14 protein-coding genes are annotated in these 21,940 nt (G+C 47.2%); 10 read left to right on the forward strand and 4 right to left on the reverse strand.

Annotated features, from left to right (window positions below):
* Positions 1 to 118 precede the first annotated feature (118 nt).
* Both BLQ13_RS29030 and BLQ13_RS15215 read left to right on the forward strand, forming a co-directional pair.
* Positions 119 to 5,323: a rhamnogalacturonan lyase family protein gene (locus tag BLQ13_RS29030; RefSeq protein ID WP_090921521.1), complete on the forward strand. Its 5,205-nt coding sequence runs from the start codon at positions 119 to 121 to the stop codon at positions 5,321 to 5,323.
* A 424-nt stretch (positions 5,324 to 5,747) separates the two neighbouring features.
* On the forward strand, positions 5,748 to 5,924 hold the full coding sequence (locus BLQ13_RS15215; RefSeq protein ID WP_090921523.1) for an aspartyl-phosphate phosphatase Spo0E family protein: 177 nt from the start codon (positions 5,748 to 5,750) through the stop codon (positions 5,922 to 5,924).
* 185 nt (positions 5,925 to 6,109) lie between these two features.
* On the opposite strand, the gene BLQ13_RS15220 is transcribed toward BLQ13_RS15215, so the two are convergent.
* Complete coding sequence (locus tag BLQ13_RS15220; protein ID WP_090921525.1) at positions 6,110 to 7,039, reverse strand: response regulator; 930 nt, start codon at positions 7,037 to 7,039, stop codon at positions 6,110 to 6,112.
* 426 nt (positions 7,040 to 7,465) lie between these two features.
* On the opposite strand from BLQ13_RS15220, the gene BLQ13_RS15225 reads away from it, so the two are divergent.
* On the forward strand, positions 7,466 to 8,902 hold the full coding sequence (locus BLQ13_RS15225; RefSeq protein WP_090921527.1) for an alanine/glycine:cation symporter family protein: 1,437 nt from the start codon (positions 7,466 to 7,468) through the stop codon (positions 8,900 to 8,902).
* 198 nt (positions 8,903 to 9,100) lie between these two features.
* On the opposite strand, the gene BLQ13_RS15230 is transcribed toward BLQ13_RS15225, so the two are convergent.
* On the reverse strand, positions 9,101 to 9,940 hold the full coding sequence (locus BLQ13_RS15230) for a methyl-accepting chemotaxis protein (RefSeq protein WP_090921744.1): 840 nt from the start codon (positions 9,938 to 9,940) through the stop codon (positions 9,101 to 9,103).
* 296 nt (positions 9,941 to 10,236) lie between these two features.
* Here BLQ13_RS15230 and BLQ13_RS15235 point away from each other — a divergent pair, with 296 nt between their 5' ends.
* Complete coding sequence (locus tag BLQ13_RS15235; protein WP_090921529.1) at positions 10,237 to 10,929, forward strand: Crp/Fnr family transcriptional regulator; 693 nt, start codon at positions 10,237 to 10,239, stop codon at positions 10,927 to 10,929.
* A gap of 93 nt (positions 10,930 to 11,022) precedes the next feature.
* Here the strand turns inward: BLQ13_RS15235 and pepT are convergent, their stop codons facing one another.
* Positions 11,023 to 12,261, reverse strand: coding sequence for a peptidase T (gene pepT / locus BLQ13_RS15240; RefSeq protein WP_090921531.1), 1,239 nt, complete (start codon positions 12,259 to 12,261; stop codon positions 11,023 to 11,025).
* A 336-nt stretch (positions 12,262 to 12,597) separates the two neighbouring features.
* Between pepT and BLQ13_RS15245 the strand changes: the two genes are divergently transcribed.
* Both BLQ13_RS15245 and BLQ13_RS15250 read left to right on the forward strand, forming a co-directional pair.
* Complete coding sequence (locus tag BLQ13_RS15245; protein ID WP_090921533.1) at positions 12,598 to 12,792, forward strand: 2-hydroxymuconate tautomerase; 195 nt, start codon at positions 12,598 to 12,600, stop codon at positions 12,790 to 12,792.
* 74 nt (positions 12,793 to 12,866) lie between these two features.
* On the forward strand, positions 12,867 to 13,901 hold the full coding sequence (locus BLQ13_RS15250; protein ID WP_090921535.1) for an NADH:flavin oxidoreductase/NADH oxidase: 1,035 nt from the start codon (positions 12,867 to 12,869) through the stop codon (positions 13,899 to 13,901).
* A gap of 415 nt (positions 13,902 to 14,316) precedes the next feature.
* On the opposite strand, the gene BLQ13_RS15255 is transcribed toward BLQ13_RS15250, so the two are convergent.
* Positions 14,317 to 15,084, reverse strand: a complete 768-nt coding sequence (locus tag BLQ13_RS15255; RefSeq protein ID WP_090921537.1) for a class I SAM-dependent methyltransferase — start codon at positions 15,082 to 15,084, stop codon at positions 14,317 to 14,319.
* Between the two features lie 195 nt (positions 15,085 to 15,279).
* Between BLQ13_RS15255 and BLQ13_RS15260 the strand changes: the two genes are divergently transcribed.
* The 4 genes from BLQ13_RS15260 (at position 15,280) to BLQ13_RS15275 (ending at position 21,921) form a co-directional block, all read left to right on the forward strand.
* A complete protein-coding gene (locus BLQ13_RS15260; RefSeq protein ID WP_090921539.1) occupies positions 15,280 to 15,699 on the forward strand; it encodes an SRPBCC family protein in 420 nt (139 codons plus the stop codon).
* A 316-nt stretch (positions 15,700 to 16,015) separates the two neighbouring features.
* Positions 16,016 to 19,129 (forward strand): ATP-binding protein, encoded by a 3,114-nt coding sequence (locus tag BLQ13_RS15265; RefSeq protein WP_090921541.1) that lies wholly within the window; start codon positions 16,016 to 16,018, stop codon positions 19,127 to 19,129.
* Between the two features lie 103 nt (positions 19,130 to 19,232).
* Positions 19,233 to 20,402: a response regulator gene (locus BLQ13_RS15270; RefSeq protein ID WP_167375747.1), complete on the forward strand. Its 1,170-nt coding sequence runs from the start codon at positions 19,233 to 19,235 to the stop codon at positions 20,400 to 20,402.
* Between the two features lie 163 nt (positions 20,403 to 20,565).
* Complete coding sequence (locus BLQ13_RS15275) at positions 20,566 to 21,921, forward strand: cryptochrome/photolyase family protein (protein ID WP_090921545.1); 1,356 nt, start codon at positions 20,566 to 20,568, stop codon at positions 21,919 to 21,921.
* Positions 21,922 to 21,940: the final 19 nt, after the last annotated feature.

Here is a 21,940-nt window from a genome sequence, read left to right on the forward strand (position 1 = left end):
GAGAGGAACAGGGAGAGTTGTAAGAATCGTAGGAGGGTTGTACATCAACAAAATGCAAGCGCTTACTTTATTTAATTCAGCAGAAAAACATGTTGAAGAAACGAAAGGGTGGGTGTAGATGATTGCAAAACGGACGCGGCAACTCGGTTTAATTGTGCTGATATTCATATTTACGATTTCCAGCTTGGGATGGGGTGCATTCTATGGTAAGACAGCAGTAAGTGCGGCAGCACCGGATTCAGCTGTTGATACTGGGGAAACAACCGTTTATCGATATGATTTTGGATCAGGAGTCGTGGCGGAGGGGTATACGGGTGTGGGAGCGGATGCCGTTTATACCTCGGAACGGGGATATGGTTTTGCGGATGCATCCAAGGTGACGGTGCAGGATCGTGGAACGAGTGATCCAATCAAGTCTGATTTTGCAACATTTGCTACAGGTGGACAATTCAACGTGGATTTGCCGAACGGTGACTATACTGTTTCGCTTGTTGCCGGGGATGCAGCCGGAGCTACAGAGATTGCCATCGATGTAGAAAGCATGAACAAGGTGCAACTGAACAGCAAGGCGGCAGGCGAGTATCTGGAGATGAACTTTGACATCGCGTTGGTGGATGGTCAGATGAATCTGGTATTTTCCGGTACCGCTGCGAATCTGAATGCATTGGTTATTACCAAGCAAGCTGAGCGTGATGCGGGAAGCAAACCTGTTCTGTATCTGGCAGGAGATTCCACGATGCAGACCTACAATCCGTATTGGGAGCCGCAAGCGGGCTGGGGGCAGATGTTTCCTTCCTTTTTTAACGATACCGTGGAGATCAAAAATCATTCCATTGGTGGACGCAGTTCCAAGTCGTTTATTTTCCAAGGACGGCTGGATGAAATTCTGAGAGTAATCCGTCCAGGAGACTATCTGTTTGTACAGTTCGGACATAATGATGCGACCATCAGTGTGCCTGACCGCTACGCTTCCCCGGCCGATTACAAAATCTATCTGAAAACCTACATAGACGGTGTGCGGCAACGGGGGGCAACGCCGATTCTGGTAACGCCGATGGGGCGCAGGGACTTCAATGCGAGTACGGGTAAATTCAATGTTTCCTTCCCTGAATATGTTCAGGCAGCCAAAGAAGTAGCGTCCGAAAACAATGTGCTACTAATTGATCTGAGCAAACTCAGCATCGAATATTATGACTCGATTGGGCCTGAGGCTACACTGTCGGTGTTCCTGCATGTTGCACCGGGTATTTATCAGGCGTTCCCTAACGGAGTTGCTGACAATACTCATTTTCAGGAGTACGGTGCCATTCAGATCGCAAGAATGGTTGCGGGTGCGGTGCGTGAACTTGATATTCCGCTGGCCGATGCCGTGAAAGATGCTGAAGTGCCTGCCGAGGTTCCGGTGAAGCCAAACGGTCTGAAAACTGGTAGCATCAGTAATGCCGGTGCTGTATTGAAATGGACAGCAGATGATGCAGCAGATATCTATAAAATCTATCGCAAGCTGTCTTCCGAGCCAGCATCTGCGTATACGCTAGCCGGAACAGCAACGGTTCCAACCATGAACTTATCTGGCCTTACCGAAGGTGAAACCTATACGGTACGTGTCACTGCCGTGAATGGTCGAGGCGAATCCGAGCCTTCGGACGAGGTGAGCTTCACAACGAAGTCGGCTGCATATCGATACGATTTTGGCCCCGTTGGCTCTCCGGTCGCGGAAGGGTATAACGAAGTGACAAGGAATACCTTATACACGCAGGAGCGGGGCTACGGCCTGACCTCTTCGGCGAATATGGCGGATCGGGATCGTGGCAATGCCACGGATGCGCTGCGCCGCGATTTTGTCATTTATTTTGGCGGAAGTTATGAATTCAAGGTGGATTTACCTAACGGCAGTTATTCGGTTAAGGCTTACATTGGAGACTGGATCGGCTCCGCACGAACGAATATCAATATCGAGGGCAAGGACTACGGGACCGTATCCTCGGGTGCCCAAAATATAGCTGAGAAGGTTATCAACGATGTTCAAGTGCAGGACGGCCAGATGAATCTGGTGTTCAGTGGACAGACCGCACATCTCAATGGATTGGAGATCACACCAACCTTTATGTCTCCATCCGGGCTTCAACTGGATGAACTCGATCTGAACAGCGATCCGATCCGTGCAGTGTTGTCGTGGGAGGCGGCTGCTGGAGATGTACAGTACAAGGTCTATCGGCAATCTGCGGGAGCAACTAAACCAGAAATGCTTGCCACAGTTGATGAGCCAGCCTATACGGATAATCAGATCGAACTTGGCATGGATTATGTGTACACGGTAACAGCGGTGGATCAGACGGGAACGGAATCGCTCGCGTCCAATGCGCTGAATGTATCTACGATTGATCCAAGTGTAACGAAAGCGGAAGCACCTACCGGGCTGGCGTTACAAGAGATCCGGAAAAACGATGTTTCTTTCACATGGCATGAAGCTGCTGGTGCACGATTCTACCAAATTTACCGTTCCAAAAGCCAGAATGGGCCTTATGAGATGATTGATCGAACCAAGGAAACTTTATATAAGGATTCCACCATTCTCAGTACGGTTCCTTATTACTATAAAGTGGCCTCGGTGAATGCAGGCGGCGTATCCGAGCTGTCCAGCGTGCTTGAAACTCCGGTAGCTACAACGCTGAACCGGGCAATGGAGTATTTGGATCGTGCACCGGTTGCGGTGAAAACGGGGCAAGGCAACTACATTGGCTGGCGCATGCTGGGGCTGGATACGGATTCGATTGCTTTCAATCTGTATCGTGATGGTGTGAAGCTGAACGCAGAGCCTCTGACAGGAAGCACGAACTATACGGATGCCGAAGGTACGGACAGTTCTAAATACCGTGTTACGACGGTAGAAAATGGAATAGAGAAGCCGGCGACGAAAGAGTTCGGTGTATGGCAGGAGCAATACCTGTCTGTGCCGCTGCAGAAACCTGCCGATGCGTATACCAAAGACGGGCAGCCGTATTCCTACTATGCAGGAGATGCCAGTGTCGGGGATGTCGATGGGGATGGCGAGTACGAGATCGTGCTCATGTGGTCGCCGAATAACGGTAAGGATAATTCTCAGGCCGGAATTACCGGCATTGTATATATGGATGCCTACAAGCTGGACGGAACCCGTCTCTGGCGGATCAATATGGGGCCGAATATTCGGGCAGGGGCACATTACTCACCGTTTCTGGTCTATGATTTTGATGGAGATGGCCGGGCTGAACTGATGATGAAGACCGCAGACGGAACCGTTGACGGACAAGGGAAAGTCATCGGGGATGCGAATGCAGATCATCGTAACAGCTCCGGTTATGTACTTCTGGGTGATGAGTTTCTAACCGTATTTGATGGAGAGACCGGGGCGGCACTGGATACAGTGAAGTATGATCCGCCACGCGGAGACGTTGCTGCATGGGGGGATGGATACGGTAACCGTGTAGACCGCTTCCTTGCGGCTGTTGCCTATCTGGACGGAGAGCATCCGAGTGCGATGTTTAGCCGTGGGTATTACACGCGTACAGTACTTGCTTCTTACAATTTTCAGGATGGTAAGCTCAGTCAGGTATGGCGTTTTGACTCGAACGATGAGGGTTACGGTTCCTATGCAGGTCAGGGGAATCACAACCTATCCGTAGGTGATGTGGACGGTGATGGCAAAGATGAGATTACATTCGGAGCAATGGCAATTGATGACGACGGTAAGCCACTTTACAACACAAGACTGGGACATGGAGATGCGATGCATCTGAGTGACCTTGATCCAACCCGTCCGGGGATGGAGGTATTCGGGGTACATGAGGACCGAAGCTCGAAATATGGCATGGAGATGAGAGATGCAGCCACAGGTGAAGTGCTTTGGGGAGTGTTTACGGGGATGGACACGGGGCGCGGTATGGCAGCTGATATCGATCCAAACTATCCGGGAGCTGAGGTATGGGCGGCTACGATTACCAATGAACAGCATATTCCGATTACCGGGCTGTATAGTGCCAAGGGAGAATTGATCACAACGAAGATTCCTTCCTCCACAAACTTTGGAATTTGGTGGGACGGCGATCTGTTGCGTGAACTGCAGGATGGTATTCGAATCGACAAGTGGGACTACGAGAATCAGACTACGGTTAACCTGCTGACAGCAACAGGAGCTGCTTCCAACAATGGAACCAAAGCCAATCCAAGCTTACAAGCCGATTTATTTGGCGACTGGCGTGAGGAAGTGATTTGGCGCAGTCAAGACAGCTCCGAGCTACGGATCTATACCACAACCGATGAGACCGATGTTCGTCTTCGTACGTTGATGCATGATCCAGTCTATCGTCTTGGCGTAGCATGGCAAAATGTTGCTTATAACCAGCCTCCACACACAAGCTTTTATCTCGGTGCAGGCATGGAACAGCCGAAGGCTCCGAATATTCGCTATGTGGGTGGCCCGCAAGAGCCGGAAGACACCACACCTCCAGTCATTACAGGCATGCCAGCGGAGCAGATGAGCGAGGATGATGTGCTTCAAGTGAAGGTGAAGGCTGAAGACCCTGAATCGGGTATTACACGTCTGGAGCTGACTTGGGATGGAGAGACTGTGCAGTCAGGGGATGAGATTGTGCTGGCTGGGCTTGTCGGCAAGCATATCTTTACAGCTCGTGCGGAGAATGGTGCGGGACTGATCGCCGAGGTGAGCGTTGAAATAACGGTAGTGGCCGGGGATCAGGCTACTGGTGCTCCCGGAGTGCCTGTTCTGTCAGACAATAACGGTCACGGAAACGGGCTTAGTGATGGAACCTACACGGTGACGATGAACATGTGGTGGGGGAACAATGGTACGGAGTATAAGCTGTATGAGAACGGAGAACTGCTAGATCGTCAGAAGTTATCTGCATCTACCCCTGCAGCGCAGAAGGCATCCACTTCCATTCAAGGTCGGGCCAATGGTACCTATATATATACGTGTGAGCTAACGAACGCTAAAGGTAAAACGGAATGTCAACCGCTCACGATAACCGTTCGCAATGCTGAACCATCTCAGCCAGAGCTATCCCACGACAATTGGGATGGAGATGGCAACTATACAATCACAATGAATATGTGGTGGGGCACGAATGCCACATCATACCGATTGTATGAGAATGGTACGGAGATTGACAGCCAGCCGTTGACGGCATCTTCTCCTCATGGGCAGACAGCCAAGGTTGAGATCAAAGATCGTGCCGTCGGTGATTATGAATATGTAGTGGAATGGGTCAATGATCATGGGAAGACAACAAGTGAAACAATACAAGTGAAAGTTACGAACTAATATTCCAAATTAAATAACGGATATCCAATGTATAAATATACGTCAGCATAACAGACAGGACAGCTTCATCCGACATGAATAAGAGATAACCGAGAGCATCTCTCCATTCTCAGAAGGACACCAACCATGGGGTTCGAGATTGGAGGGGTGCATTTTGGTTTATTTTTATAAAATACACAATTATGACACAAAGCCTTTTCGGGCTTGAAGAGTATAAACAAAGGCTGCGTATAGAGTGGGAAGAATGTGACAACATGGCGTTACATCTGGTATTTTTCACCAATCTCTATTAGAATGAAATTAGCCCTTTCAAATTTTGGAGAAGCATACAAAACATCCATGTCTCCTATGCCATATGTTAATCCAACTATAGATTGACAGGAAACACTACAATGGAACACAAATGAAGGAGGTATCAGGGGCCATGGTTATGAGTTTGGATTTGAAAAACAAAATAGAAAAAGCCAGGCATAACCTTCATAAACTGGTGGAGCATAATAAGGGAAGGCTTGGACATCCTGAAGTCATTCGGCAGTCGATGGCACTAGATGAATTGATTAATGAGTATAATCGAGTATCCCGGAATCAGACACGCACGTGAAAGTGAACAGAACGGGAATGCAACTATATATTGCAACAATGTATCATGATATGAATTTGTATGGTTTGGGCGAACAGAGTAACACATCAACCCCAATCAAGGAAGGGCATGAAGATCACCGTCAGGGCTAACCTCACATTACCGTGAGGGAGCTTTGGAGGTGGATCGTTCATGCCCTTTTTGGTTTAATGAAGCATGCGCTTGGCTTCCAGGTACAACACCTGCACGAATTTTTTCGTATTAATGCGGGTTTGGGACAGCGAGGGCTCCACGTTGTTTTGCAGTTCGAGCATTTTTTTGCGAATCTCTGTAAAATCAAAAAATTTAGAGGCGTAGTTCTCGAATTTTGGATGGGTATAGTCTGTCAATCCAAGAGACACTACATGACTTAGTGTCTGAAAAATGGCTCTGCGCACCCGCTGTTCCGATGCTTTCACCTCTTTGGTAATGTCTGCAGCCGATGCAGTCTCTCCTAGTTTACGCTGAGCTACTTGCTGGAAGATGTCTTTGAGCGAAGGGAAGGTGTAAGGTGATAGCTTATGTTCCTCCGTCTCTAGTTGTTCGAGATATTCCAGCATGTCCAGTAGATCTCGGCTGCCAGCCTCCCCGATCATGCCCATCTCGGACAACAGAAAATGACCTGTGGTAGTAATGGTTTTGTCCGGAGCCTGCACCTGCTTGCGCTCACCTGTCTGTAGACCCGTCAGTCCTTGCAGTGTACGCTGAATATCCGCTATAGACTGCTGCATCCGCAATCTCTCTTCCACAAGGCGAAGCACGGATAGAATCTCCAGCCGGTTAATCGGTTTCGTAATATAATACTCAATGCCTAAGGAGTAGGCTTCTCCAATCATATTTTTGGACTCAATCTGGGAGATCATCACGATCTTGCCTTTGAACTTTCCTTCAAGTGCACGTACGGTCTGTATCCCGTCTTGATGCGGCATCAGCAGATCGATCAGCAGGACATCCACCTTATGTAGTTCCAGCAATTCGGCATGAATATGGGCTCCATCCTCGGCTTCCCCGGCAATGTCACCCAATCCTTCATCTTCAATAATGTCCATTAGCATGGAACGCACGCTTGGATCATCATCCACGATAAAATAACGCAAATTGTTCACGTCCTTTCCAATTCATCACGGTATTTCCCTAAAAAAGCTTTATTTAAACGGCCGTTTGTCTCGCCATAAAATCCTGTTTTATTTACATCATGCTTATCTCCGTATCCTGAGACACCTCTCCTATCATACTTCCCAAACGCAAATCTGCATAGAAGCTCACATGTAAGGTTAGATGACAATGACTGGATGAGAGAGGCACATTTTCAAAAAAAATGTCCAGAAAGCATGTAGGTATTTGTCTATTTCGGTAGATGCACTTGTAGTATAAGTAACATGCATCAGTCTGAACCTGTCGTTGTGTAAAATGTTGCAAATGTTCAGTTGTTTCAAGCACGGCACTCGGTCAGACACAGGGCTGGGATAAGAAACGAATGTAGTAGTCTTTTTTAATAATACATCATAATAAGGGGCGTATCGATGGAGCAAACAATACAAGATGTTGTCGTTCTTTTCAATGATTTTCTCTGGTCTAAACTGTTAATCATTCTGCTGGTCGTCTGCGGAGTCTATTTCACGACAAAAACGAGGTTCATGCAATTCCGTATGATCGGTGATATGGTCAAGGTACTCAGAGAGCCAAAGAGCAAGGAACCGGGTAAAATCTCCCCATTTCAAGCCTTCTGTATCAGTATGGCCGCACGTGTGGGTACGGGAAACATTACAGGGATCGCACTAGCTATAGCCCTTGGTGGACCTGGTGCTGTTTTCTGGATGTGGGTTATTGCGATCATCGGATCGGCTTCGAGCTTCGTCGAGAGCACACTGGCTCAGATCTACAAAGTTAAAGATAAAGGCGGATTCCGCGGAGGACCGGCCTATTATATGGAACGTGGGCTTGGAAAACGATGGATGGGGGTTCTTTTTGCTATCCTGATCACCCTTTCGTTCGGCTTGGTCTTTAACGCTGTACAGTCCAACACCATCACAGTAGCATTCCAAAACTCCTTTGGAACAGACCGCTTAACGGTTGGCATTATTATGGCAGTTGTTTTTGCAGGTATCATTATGGGCGGGGTTAAACGGATCGCGAAAGCATCAGAATATATCGTGGTTGTGCTCGCCGTGTTGTATATTGGGGTGGCTGCATTTATCGTGCTCGCAAACATCACAGAACTTCCAGCAATGATTGCGTTGATTGTGAAAAATGCCTTCGGCATCGAACAGGTCGCTGGCGGGACACTGGGTGCTGCGCTGATGAATGGTGTTAAACGTGGACTGTTCTCGAATGAAGCCGGCATGGGTAGTGCGCCAAATGCTGCGGCAACGGCAGATACCTCTCATCCGGTCAAACAAGGCCTGATCCAAGCGTTTGGCGTTCTGACAGATACACTGGTTATTTGTACAAGTACGGCTATGATTATTTTATTATCCGGGGTATATCAGGGTTCAGATCTGGGTGGTATTGAGCTGACTCAAGCTGCGCTCAGTGTACACATCGGTTCGTGGGCTTCAGGCTTTCTGGCGGTGATGGTATTCCTGTTTGCCTTCAGTACGTTGATTGGTAATTACTATTACGGCGAAACAAACATTGAATTCATAAAGTCTAACAAAGTGTGGCTCTGGGTTTATCGCGTTGCTGTGATTAGCATGGTGGTATTTGGTGCGGTGGCGAAGGTGCAACTGGTGTGGGATTTAGCTGACCTGTTCATGGGTCTGATGGTTGTCGTGAACTTGATTGCCATCTTTATGTTGTCCAAAGTCACCTTCGAAGCCTTGAAGGATTACAAGCGGCAGAAAGCAGAGGGACGTGATCCTGTTTTCACTCGTAATCTGATTCATATTCCGGGCGAGATTGAATGCTGGGAGTCGGAAGAGGAAGTAACGGGTGCAGGAAAGCTGGATGCAACAGGATAAGATTGTTTATGATTTAGATTGATGTCATCCTTGGCGCGTCCAAAGTGTCAACAAACGAATAAAGCTTGTTATAACGCGCTATAAAACAGGACTTGGACTACCATGATGGCATTCCAAGTCCTGTTTATTACATACCTCAATCTATCAGTAAGGTTTTTATGCGGATCGTTCGTGTATGATTTGCTCTTATTTCTTATGTTACTTTTGGACGGAGTAGCTGATCAATTGTTCGGACAGAGCTTTCATGCGTGCACCTGTATCATTGAGTTTCTCAATGACATCAGTGAAGGATGCAACCAGATTTGCCTGTTCTTGCGAGGAAGCAGCGATCTGGGATACTTCAACCTCCATCTGCTGAATCACTTGTTGTACGTCTTTCAAGCTGGCATCAATATCGGTCGTTGCTTGTTTCGCATCAACAGAGAGTTTACGCACTTCGGAGGCAACGACACCAAATCCGGCACCAGCTTCACCTACACGGGCAGCTTCGATTGCGGCATTCAGGCCGAGCAAATTGGTTTGTTCCGAAATTTCACGAATGAAGCCAGCAACCTTGTTAATCTGGGACGAGTTCTGCACAGCAATTCGTGTGTTCTCTAAAATCTGCTCGCTGGTAGCCTGCAGCTCCTCGGCGTGAGCCGCAACGTGCTGCACCATATCCACGAGGTTGGCATTGATTTCTTGATTCTCTTGAATGATGTCTTCAAGCTGATTCTGATTGGACTGGTCATAGGATACACAGAATACAGCCACAACGTTATTATTATCATCAAAGATGGGAACGTTCAGTGTATCCAGCTCTACTCCAAACACTTCTTTGGGCAATGTAGAGAGTGTAGCTTCCCGACCGTTTTTCAAAACAGCATAGTTTTGATAGGAATCGATAAGTTTCATGCCTTTTTCAAATCCAAGATTGAACTTCTCTGTCATAATCACATCTAATACTTTCTCGTGGTCATACACGGTCAAGCTTGCTGGCTCCCGCAGGATCAGGCTAATGTAAGGCAAGGATTTTAACAGTGCGTCAACAATGTTTATGTTACTCATGGAACTCAATCATCCTCTCAATATTTAAATGTAAAGTGAATTGGAAAATTTGCAGAACCTCTATTGTTCATCGGACAAAAATCGGATATCCTGAATGCTTGATTGCATGAAAATCGAACTATTTTCCAAATGATATTCCAACTTTTTCCCATGTGGTGCGTTTTCTTGGATATTAGTTCTAGTTGTAACTGTTTTTATGCCAATTATTCGTTGCTAATTTAATTGAAATATAGGACATGTGTCCATTTATTTTGCTTATCAGACAGATCACGTTGGAGGTGGGTTGGATGAAGGAAGTGTTGAACTTTGAGCTTATGCGACAACTTGTCCGGGAGCATGGATTGGATCAGGTGTTGGACGAAACGTTAATTGCCGAGCTGCGTCTGCTTGAGGCGGAGAAGGGCGAGATTATTTGTGAAAAAGGAGAACGTCCTGAACGTTTATATTTTCTCGTTGAAGGTAAGCTCAAAATCTTCACAACACTGCCGAATGGCAAGTCACTGTTGCTCAGATTCAGTACACCACTCGCCCTTGTGGGTGACTTGGAGCTTGTGAATGGAAAAGAAGCGAACAATATCGTGCAGTCTGTGAATCGCAGTTTGTTACTCGCCATCAGCTACCGTGTCATTCAGAATACGTATGCGGAGAATCCGAAATTCCTCCATTTTATGCTGAGTCAGGTGACACACAAGCTGTACACGTTCTCGAATCTGTCGAGCCTGAACATGCTCTATCCTGTTGAAAGCAGATTTGCCAGCTATATGTTATCTACGGCTGATCAGGATACAGCTGCATCAGAGGAGATTCAGACATCCAAATTGACGGAACTTGCTGATCTGCTGGGTACCAGCTACAGGCATCTCAATCGGGTTATTCAGGACTTGTGCAGACGAGATATTATTCGCAAAGTAGGGCGTAAAATCGTCATTCAGAACGTGGAAGAACTACGAGAGATTGCAGGAGGGAATGTATACGAGTGAATTGATACTACAAAGAGCACCCTTTAACGAAGAAGGTGCTCTTTTGCGTTCTGTCTATTCTGTATGAATCAACCTTGATCCCGTCTGCTTCGATCAGACATTCCCGTGTTGCTCAAATAATTGTGCAATCTCCACAATAACCTGTGTGGCCTTGACCATATTATCTACCGATACATATTCGAACTTGCCGTGATAGTTTTCCCCACCTGTGAAGATATTCGGTGTTGGCATGCCCATGTAGGAGAGCTGGGAGCCGTCTGTTCCTCCCCGAATTGGACGAATAATTGGCTCGATACCCAGCTTTGTCATGGCTTCGTGCGCGATATCAACGATCTGGCGAACCGGCTCAATCTTTTCGCGCATATTGTAGTACTGATCGTTTATCTCTACCGTAACGCTTTTATCTCCATACTTCGCTTTCAGTTCGCCCGTAATGTTTAACAGGTTGGTTTTGCGTGCTTCAAACTTCTCCCGATCAAAATCACGAATAATATAGTGCATCTTCGTCAGCTCTACATCACCTTCCATCGCCAGCAGGTGGTAGAAGCCTTCGTAACCTTCGGTGGATTCAGGTGCTTCCTCTACAGGTAGCTTGCTGTTTAATTCCATCGCAATTTTCAGTGAATTCACCATTTTGCCTTTTGCCGTACCGGGATGCACATTCGTACCGCGTACCGTAATCTTGGCTGCTGCCGCGTTAAAACTCTCATACTCCAGTTCCCCTAGTGGCCCGCCGTCTACAGTGTAGGCGTATTTAGCACCAAAGGCAGCGACATCAAACTTGTGTGGACCGCGGCCGATCTCTTCATCGGGAGTAAAAGCAACCCGAATCTTGCCGTGTTTCACTTCCGGGTGCTCGATCAGGTATGCCATCGCCGTCATGATCTCGGCAATCCCTGCTTTATTATCTGCACCGAGCAATGTTGTGCCATCGGTGGTAATCAGCGTATGTCCTTTGTACTCATGGAGTTCAGGGAAGTCCTTAGTGGACAAAATAACGTCCAGCTCCCGGTTCAGCACGTGATCAGAGCCATCATAGTTCTTGACAACCTGTGGTTTTACATTTTTACCGGTAAAGTCGGTAGCAGTGTCGAGATGGGCGAGGAATCCAATGACAGGCACATCCTTGTCCGTATTGGACGGAAGTGTTGCCATGACATAGCCATTCTCATCCATCGTGACTTCTTGTAGTCCGATGGAGGTACATTCTTCGACAAGAAGCTTGCCCAGCGCCAATTGTCCGGGCGTGGATGGACAGGTGTCACTATTTTCATCGGATTGGGTATCCATCTGTACGTATGTGCTAAGTCTCTGAATCAATATATCTTTCAAGTGAAATCGCTCCTTTATGGGTAATATATAGGTTGAATATGATCTGCCAGACTGTACAAGTGTAACGTTATCATTGGATCACATCACATTCAGGATATCAGGCACTCCAGAATGTGTTTGTGCTTTGCGGGATGGTGACATCTCCTTCAGCCTTTCAAAATGGAATCCTATTGGTAGGATATCCCTTTTGGTGAGTTTGTAACGATATCATACCATGTTTTGACCTGATTTCGAGAAGGGTATTCTGCTAATGGGATGGAAGGGCACCAAAAAGTGCGTACTTGAATTTTTGAACCTCAGGTTCATAATAGCTATGAAGAAAGGATGTGTTAGATCATGCCATTTATTACAGTGAAGATGCTGGAAGGCAAAACGAAGGAGCAGAAGCGCCAGTTGATCGAACGAATGACCGAGGTTGCTTGCGATACGCTGGGTGTGGAAGCGAGTAAGGTCTTTATTTTCATAGAGGATTTGGAGAAAGATAACTACGGTAAAAACGGGAAGATGTTCTCCGATCAGGAACCAAACTGATTAAGTTCAGGCGGATGACATGTTCACCCAACTAAGCTACAAATATAGACTATGGATAGGAGTTGTACTCAACAATGACAGAGCAATTATTCTCACCTTATCAATATAAAAGCTTAGCGTTACAGAACCGTGTCGTTATGGCACCGATGTGCCAATATTCGGTTACGGCGAAGGATGGCATCCCGAATGATTGGCATCAGGTTCACTATGTGAGCCGTGCTGTGGGTGGAACAGGACTTATTATTATTGAAATGACAGACGTTGACCCGGACGGACGGATTACAGACAATGATCTGGGGATTTGGTCAGACGAACACATCCCCGCCTTCGCCAAGCTGGTAGACGGAATGCATGCTTACGGCTCTAAAGTGGCGATCCAGATCGCACATGCAGGACGTAAAGCCGAGGATGCGCCCCAGCCTGTTGCTCCTTCTGTTGTCACGTTTCCGGGAGAACAATATAAAGAGCCGCGCGCATTGACCACCGAAGAAGCGGAAGCGATGGTGCAGAAGTTCGCAGATGGTGTGCGTCGTGCGGTTCAAGCGGGTGTAGATGCAATCGAGCTGCATGGTGCACACGGTTATCTGATTCACCAATTTCACTCTCCGCTGATGAATCATCGCGAGGATGTGTATGGACAAGATCTGTCTCGTTTTGGTGTAGAGGTGATTCGTGCGGTGAAAAAAGAAATGCCTGCTGACATGCCGCTCATTATGCGAATTTCTGCGGTGGAGTATGCGGACGGCGGGTATGATCTCGATCATACCATCGAGATTGGCCGTGCCTATCAGGAAGCAGGCGTGGACATGTTCCATATCAGCTCGGGCGGTGAAGGGCCATCCGGTCAGCGTAAACCCGGGAACTATCCGGGGTATCAGGTTCCTTTTGCCCGTCGTTTTCGGGACGAGTTGAAGGCACCTGTAATCGCTGTAGGCATGTTGGAGGAAGCGGCACTGGCACAGGCCGTAATCGGCAACGGTGATGCTGATCTGGTTGCCATTGGCAGAGGCATGTTACGTGACCCGTACTGGGCCAATCATGCTGCTCTTGAACTAGGTGTCAGCAAAGAGCAGGCGGCGATTGCCGAGCAATATTCTCGGGGATATTGATGGTGTGGTGGCTTACGCTTCCTATCAGGAAGCAGGGCACCGGGTACTAGGAAAGCCATGCTATAGTGCTTAGCGGCCGTGGAGAGCGCTAACGATCAGGAGAAACCTTATTTAGGCGAATTTAGCCATTCCTATTTTCTAACGATCAGCAGAGACGTTATTTAGCCTATTTTGCTTCAATGGGAACTGTTTTTCAGGTTTTTCGATGAAATAAGCTCACTGGAGATCGTTAGAATTTGGAAAGCCTCGTTTAGGGGCAAATAAGGCCCGTGGTGATCGTTAGAATTTCTGCATCCTATTTTCTTGAATTGTTAGTGTATCGTTGGTAAGGCGTTCGTGGTGGCCAATTTGATGAACCATCGTTATTTGGTGCATATCTTATGGGTAGTTCAAATCGTGCACCAAACTCATATAACTATTTCTTGCGTCTTGCTTCATAGACGAACTTTTGACTGGATTGTGTGGGGGCTTGCTCGGGATCAAAGTCTGTATAGACTTCGATATCGGTGAATCCAATCTTCTCCAGCACAAGACGTAACTCCTCCACACCATACCATCTTAAGGTGAGTTCCTGCATCTCCGTGCCCACGAGTTTACCTTGGTGCCATTGTTCATAGCGAATCAGGTTTGTTTTATACTGGTGCAACAGATTGATTTCGGTCGTTCTCACTTCAATGGTAATCGTGTCACCGCCTGGTAAGCGAACAGTAGATGTATCAATGGAAGCGGGCTTCGTCACGTCAGGCAAAAAGAGATCAAAGATTAACCTGCCCCCTGCCTCTAAGTGATCATACAGATTCTGCAGGATTCGAATAGAAGTACGACGATCCTGAATAAGCATCAGTGAGCCGCTTGGAATAATAATGGCTTCGTAACGATAGGGAAGCTGCAAATTTTCAAGATCGGCTACAAACAGCTCAGGCATAGGTAGATTACGTTCGGTGCATCGGGAACGGCAGGACTTAACCATAGCTTCTGAATAATCGACTCCATCAACTTTCAACCCTGTTTCGAGTAATGGAATGAGCATTCGGCCAGAACCTGACATTGCTTCAAGAATGCGTCCGTTGCAATGCTGCAGCAGGTTGCTGTAAAATTCGATATCGCCTCCCAAGGAGTATCCGATGGGCTTGGTAATATCGTATACCTTGGTGCATAAAGGGCCGTAATAACTGAATGACATTGTATAATACCTCCACTAGTAAGTATGTTTAAAACAGAAGTGTGGAAGGTAAATTCTTGCGGAACTATCCCTTCCGGCAACCGTGTTTGGAAATGGATTTTTCAGAGCAGACTATCATAGGAATCACACACCTTATATGTAAGATAAACCCATTATAGGTTGAGTTAGAAAAAAGCGTCAAGGAGGTAACCCTGAATGGAGTCGTCACCAACGGCATTACCGGATATTAAGGAAGAACTTGTATTGAGGGCATCTTTTGAAAAAGTATGGCCTAAGGTCTCGACAGCAGAAGGCCTGGGTTCGTGGTTTATGCCCAGCGATTTGGAGCCAGTCGAAGGACATGAATTCACACTGGAAGCAGGGCCTTTTGGACAATCCCCTTGCCAAGTAATTGAAGTGCAACCGCAACAGAAGCTGAGCTTTCGCTGGGGAAAAGATTGGACGTTAACATTTGAACTTGCAGAACAAGCGGAAGGCACCCATTTTACATTGATTCACAGCGGCTGGGATGCGGATAAACTGACTGAATTCGGACAGGCTCATGCGGTGATCCGTGAACGTATGGCTCAAGGTTGGGCCGGTCTTGTGCAGAAGCTAGCAGAGGCCGTCAAATAAAGCTTAAACCAGCCAACACAAATATCACGAAATGTATGATGTGCGTCGCGTATCCTACGTGCCTACGTACCCTACCCTAAGAGCATCCCTAAGCCCCGGCTTCTCCCTGGTTTCCATCTGGCGAGAATAGTTCGGGGCTTTTTGGCCTGCCGCCCTACCATAAGAAAGCCTTAAAAGTATTTTTTTGCTATGAAATGAGCTAAAACTGTTCATGAACTATTTCCGTGAGCACCGGAAACGTGTAACATGGATCTATAGAAAAAAATCGACAAAAAGTGATATCTGTCGCTGTAATGAGCGTGGAAGGAATACATAGATGAGAAAACACTGGATCATGTTGACGCTAAGTTTCATTTGTGTTGTTCTGCTTCCACTGGGATGGATCGCCCAGGTATGGATCAGTGAGCGGGACAATCCTCAGGTTATAGAGGGGCGTATAGATCTACGTCAATGGGATTTCAGCCAGGAAGGTGCCGCTCGGTTAAATGGCATCTGGAACTACTATCCTGACAAGCTGCTCGGTCCGGAAGATTTTGAAGCGGATATGTCAGGCCGCAGACCCTTGTCCGCTCCTATGGATGTTCGGGTTCCGTCCAAATGGAATGCAGCACTTGGAAAAGGACAAGGTTATGGAACATATCACTTGCAAGTGCGACTCACCCCTAGCCACTTACAAAAGCGTTATGGGATTCATACACAGAATATACGCATGTCACATCGCATTTTTATTAATGGAAATCTCATAGGGGGTATGGGTTCTCCTGGGGTAACCAAAGATTCAGACCGTCAAAAGAATCTACCCTTTACAGGCTTTACTTCCATAGAGGGAGATACAGCTGACATTATTATTCAGGTATCCAATTATAGCTATGCCTCTGGAGGTATAGTTGCATCTGTTTTATTCGGGGATGAGGCTAGTATTTTCCGAAGCCAGCAGTTGGACGGGCTCAAGGATCTGATGACCTTGTTTGGATTTATTCTGCCCGCTGTTTTTTTTCTCGTGTTGTTCAGGCTGCGCCGCAGTGAGAAAGAGCTCCAATTTCTAGGACTGTTCAGCCTCTCGGGTGCATTGTATGCCCTCACGCATGGTGAGAAGCTGCTGGCCACATTTATACCTTTACTGACGCATGATGTGATGCTTCGACTTCAACTTCTCAGCGGAGCATTCTCGTATTATTTTTTGCTTCGATATCTGGCTGCGTTAGTGCCGGGGGCCGTCCATGGTTGGTTTGTGCGTTTGGGCTTTATTCTGCTTGTTGCTCAGTCTCTGATAGGTCTTACTTTTCCCACCACACTATTCTCGGCCTTTGAAGCACCGATGCTGCTTATTTCGTTCTCGGTGTTATTTTATGCGATACGAACCATGATCTTTTGGTCGCGTAAGAGGACAAACGACAGCCACTTTGCGTTGGTCGGCCTAATGAGTATTATCATGGTTGTTGTGTTGTTCACGATCGGGGCATTTGTGGCCATTGATACCGCTTTTCTGGCATTGCTTGAACTTTTGTTATTTGTTCTGATTCAGATGTTTGTTACAGCTATTCGTTTTGCGCAGTCATTCCTTGAAGTGGAAGCTTTGTCGGAGCGTTTGCTGGTGATTGACAGCCTCAAGGATGAATTCATGGCGAATACGTCGCATGAGCTGAGGACACCGCTACATGGCATTATTAACATTGCGGAGTCTATGCTGGAAGGAGCGGCAGGAGCTGTTACGCCAAAACAAGCCAAAAATCTGTCCATGATTACTGCTACCGGGAAAAGATTATCTCTGCTAGTCAATGATATTTTGGACTTCTCCAAACTGAAAAACAGTGAAATCGAGTTAAATCGTGTCCCTGTTGATCTGGAGTCGGTCGCTCGAACAGTGGTTGAGGTTTCGGGGTTTACGTTCGATGACAAGCCCATTGTGCTGATTCAGCAGTGGCCTGATGCATTACCGTTGGTGGAAGCAGACGAGCATCGGTTGCGGCAGATTCTCTATAACCTTCTTGGCAATGCTTACAAGTTTACGGAGCATGGCGTGATCCGGCTGTATGCCTCTGTGGAAGGGGACAAGGTCAGAGTATCTGTTGCGGATACTGGCGTGGGGATTGCATCCGAAAGGCTGCATGATATTTTCCAATCTTACGAGCAAAGCAATGGAACGATGGAACGGGCTTATGAGGGGACCGGGCTGGGTCTCAGCATCACGAAAAAACTTGTTGAGTTGGGTGAAGGCGAAATATGGGTCGAATCAGAACCGGGAGTCGGATCGACGTTTCATTTTACGTTACCCATTGTACAATTACCGTTACTACAAGAACAGATCAACCCCGTGCCGGCTCGTTATGTGACAACACAAGGGAAAAAGGCGAAGGACTATGTTGCCGGGGATTTGAGTGACTCCAGTCCAATGCAGGAACAGGATGGGAATCATGTTGGGGAACCTACGATTCTGATTGTGGATGATGATCCTGTAAATCGACATGTGCTTCTGAACTTGCTCTCTACGGAGCATTACCGGGTCATTGCAGCAGACAGCGGCATTAAAGCAATCGAGCTGTATGAGCAACACCCATCCATAGATCTGGTTATTACCGACTGGATGATGCCCAAAATGTCCGGTCCGGAGCTTTGTCGCAAGCTTAGGGAGCATCGTTCGTTGTCCGAATTGCCTATTCTGATGCTGACTGCTCGTGGATTACCCGAGGATATTCGGCATGGCTTCCAGGCGGGGGCAAATGATTTTCTGAGTAAACCTGTCGATGCGGGTGAATTACGGGCGCGGGTTCGAACGCTGATCGACCTGCGTACCTCTGTACAGGATACGATTCGGGCGGAGATGGCCTTTCTTCAGGCACAGATTAAACCTCATTTTCTCTACAATGCGCTGAATGTAATTATTGCAACTTGTGCTGTAGATCCCGATAAGGCAACGGACCTGCTTATCGAATTGAGTCATTATTTGCGAGGTAGCTTTGATTTTCAGAACAGGGATCAACTGGTTCCGTTGTACAAAGAGCTCGAATTGGTAGAGTCCTACGTTCATCTGGAACAGGCGAGGTTTGAAGACAGGCTTGTCGTTAAATATGAAGTACAGCCGGATTTAAGGTTGTTTTTACCACCGCTCACCATTCAACCACTTGTAGAGAATGCGATTCGTCATGGGGTTATGGAGAGGGCTGCAGGCGGTACGGTGCGGCTTCATATTTTCCAGGAAGGTGACGATGTCATCGTTCGTGTACAGGATGACGGTGTGGGTATACCTCCTGAACGTATGGCTCAGGTGAAGTCAGGTCGAACAGAAGGTCCCGGAGGTGTTGGGCTTCAAAATATCAATCGCCGTCTTATGTCGCTCTATGGACAGGGACTGAATATTCAGAGTCATGTAGGAAGCGGTACACAAATTCAATTTCATATTCCGCTGAACCAGGTTAATCATTTTACATGAGACTTTGAGTTCATGGTTGGGTAAGTATGGTTAACATGAATAAGCCAAAGCCGATATAGCGGCTATCCATATTAAATCTCTCATGGCAGGAGGTTGGGGAACGTTGAGAGCCATAGTCATTGATGATGAGAAGCCGGCGCAGCTTCATCTGCAGCGCCTGCTGCAGTCAGATGGAAGAATTAATCCTGTTCAATGTTTTTCAACAGCACGCGAAGGTATTCATTATTTGACCATTGATCGTGTGGATGTTGTATTTCTGGATATTGGTATGCCAGAGGTTAATGGTCTGGAAGCAGCTGAATATATACAGCAACTCGATTCAAGCATTCGAATCATATTTGTAACCGCGTATGCGGACCATGCGGTGGAGGCATTCGAGTTGCATGCTCTGGATTATGTATTAAAACCGGTCAGTTCTGCCAGACTTAGCAAGACCATCGATCGTATTGCAGGTACGATGTCTTATCACGCCCAGACAGCAGCGGCGATGGAGTTGCAAGAATCGGAACCTGAAGCCCAGGCCGAGGAGTTGGAATTGAAAGCACCTGGTTTGTTGACTTTTAAACATCTGGATATATTCAGAAGTATGGATCATAGCGCCGAGAAGCATAAATGGCGCACCACCAAATCTCAGGAGTTATTTGCATTTTTGTTTCATCACCGGGAAGAGTGGGTAAGCAAGGAGGTTCTGCTTGATAAGCTTTGGGCCGATGTATCTCAGGATAAAGGGCTGACACTGCTACATACTTCTGTCTATCAGATTCGCAAATTATTGAAGGAATGGAACATGACAGGCAAGCTGGAGTACAATATGAACCGTTATCGTCTGCTGAAAGGTAACTTGGTGAGCGATATTGAACAATTTGAGCAAGCCTTGTCCTATGAAGCTGTTACTTCGGATAATGTGAACGAGCTGAGACAGGTCGCCCTGCTGTATCGCGGCGATTATCTGGAGGAGCATGACTATGATTGGGCCAGATCCAAGAGCAGGGAGCTCCGTCGTAAGTATATGGGACTTGTCATGGATATCGCTCATTGGGAGATGTCCCACAAGCGGGGCGAGCAGGCGATTGAGCTATTAATGGAATTGCAGGAACGTGAGCCTTATTCAGAAGAAATCTGCCGGTTAATGATGGAAGTCTATGCTTCCATGGATGATCAACAAGGCATATTGCGACTGTATCATTCCTTTACATTGACCTTGAAAGAGGATCTGGGACATCAGCCCGAGCCTGAAACGAGCAAACTCTACGAAAGTCTGACCAAACAATAGACAATGGATATTTAGGGCGTGTCTGAAAACTCTGAAGAAGGCAGGTTTTGCTGAATTTTCGTTCCAAGCAAGGAAAACCGACGCAGCAGGGGGGGCGAAAAGGCGGTGAAAGATGCACTTCAGTAGGTTTCAAGACACGCCCTAGGCAGAAGGGGTGTAGCGCATGAAATTATTCATACACCGCAAAGATCTGCGTACAGATGATCTAAGCGCTTTGGATTATTTGCGTGAGCAGGAAGAAGAGAGCCTGCATGTGTTGATCTATGATCCATTCCTGCTCCGGCAAGGCCGGGAGAAGGAGCATAGCGGTGCAAACTTCCTCCGTCATGCTGCAACACTGGGCAGAATGTATAAGAAAGCGAAACGGCAGCTGCAAGTGGCTTATGGCAAACCCGCCGAAGTGGTGGATTGGTTACTGAGCCACATGGAGGACAAGATCAGTGAGATTGTCGTCCATCGGGACATGACGCCATATGCGATGGAACGGGATCGAGAGATACGTAAAGTCTGTGAATCCTATGGGATCACATTCACCCAACTGACGGATCATTTGCTGGTTGATCTGAAAGCCTTCGCCAGTTTCACAGGCAAATCAGAACCCTATAAAGTTTTTGCTGCCTTCCATCGACGCTGGGTTGAATTCATGAATGAACATCCTAATCCACCATCGGCAATCACGATTGCAGACGTGGACGTCACTGAACGAAATGTGGATTGGCCGGAGGCTATGAAGGTTCCTCATGCTTTGTTGGAGAATTCGGATGAGGCAGGGGATGAAGAGAATCCACATATGTTGCTGGATCGTTTTCTTTCCGAACGAGTAGCAGATTACGGGGATCATCGGGATGAGTTCGAGGCCTATGAGCCAAGCCATCTCAGCTCTTATGTAGCTGTGGGGGCAGTATCTATTCGCAAGATGTATGATGCTGCACAGCGTATCTCCGAAGCTGGGGAGTGGATCAGACAGCTCTGTTTCCGCGATTTCTACTTGTACAGGGCAGTCTATGAGCAAGATTATTTTACGTATGAAAAAGTGTATGATCTCTCTGTTCTTCAAGATACTCATTTCGAACGTTGGTGCAGAGCGGAAACGGGCATTCCGATTATTGATGCAGCCATGACAGAACTGAACGAGACTGGGCATATGCCTAATCGGCTCCGCATTCTGACAGCAATGTTTTTGACGAAAAACCTTCAGTGTCCGTTCACGCTGGGTGAAGCATACTTCAGAAGGAAGCTGAAAGATTATGATAACATCCAGAATCGGGGGAACTGGCTGTGGTGCACCTCGCTGGGTGAAAATGCTGCGCCATATTTCCGTGTGAATAATCCGGTTACGCAGTCTGAGAAGTATGATGCTCAGGGCGACTATATTCGCAAGTGGCTACCCGAGTTGAAGGATTTGCATAGCAAGGAGATTCACCAACCACGCAAGGATGCGATCGTAGATCTGAAAGTTTCCAGACAGGCAGCCATTGACGTGTACAAGCAGATTCTGGCGAGTCGGGAGAAAAACTGAATGTTGAATGATAATGAAG

Source organism: Paenibacillus polysaccharolyticus (genome assembly GCF_900102085.1).
In the GTDB taxonomy this organism is placed as follows: domain Bacteria; phylum Bacillota; class Bacilli; order Paenibacillales; family Paenibacillaceae; genus Paenibacillus; species Paenibacillus polysaccharolyticus.

What these genes read in the sequence shown, in the direction of transcription:
- BLQ13_RS29030 (WP_090921521.1), top strand. Translation starts at nt 119, where the DNA reads ATGATTGCAAAACGGACGCGGCAACTCGGTTTAATTGTGCTGATATTC.
- BLQ13_RS15215 (WP_090921523.1), top strand. Translation starts at nt 5,748, where the DNA reads ATGGTTATGAGTTTGGATTTGAAAAACAAAATAGAAAAAGCCAGGCAT.
- BLQ13_RS15225 (WP_090921527.1), top strand. Translation starts at nt 7,466, where the DNA reads ATGGAGCAAACAATACAAGATGTTGTCGTTCTTTTCAATGATTTTCTC.
- BLQ13_RS15235 (WP_090921529.1), top strand. Translation starts at nt 10,237, where the DNA reads ATGAAGGAAGTGTTGAACTTTGAGCTTATGCGACAACTTGTCCGGGAG.
- BLQ13_RS15245 (WP_090921533.1), top strand. Translation starts at nt 12,598, where the DNA reads ATGCCATTTATTACAGTGAAGATGCTGGAAGGCAAAACGAAGGAGCAG.
- BLQ13_RS15250 (WP_090921535.1), top strand. Translation starts at nt 12,867, where the DNA reads ATGACAGAGCAATTATTCTCACCTTATCAATATAAAAGCTTAGCGTTA.
- BLQ13_RS15255 (WP_090921537.1), bottom strand. Translation starts at nt 15,084, where the DNA reads ATGTCATTCAGTTATTACGGCCCTTTATGCACCAAGGTATACGATATT.
- BLQ13_RS15260 (WP_090921539.1), top strand. Translation starts at nt 15,280, where the DNA reads ATGGAGTCGTCACCAACGGCATTACCGGATATTAAGGAAGAACTTGTA.
- BLQ13_RS15265 (WP_090921541.1), top strand. Translation starts at nt 16,016, where the DNA reads ATGAGAAAACACTGGATCATGTTGACGCTAAGTTTCATTTGTGTTGTT.
- BLQ13_RS15275 (WP_090921545.1), top strand. Translation starts at nt 20,566, where the DNA reads ATGAAATTATTCATACACCGCAAAGATCTGCGTACAGATGATCTAAGC.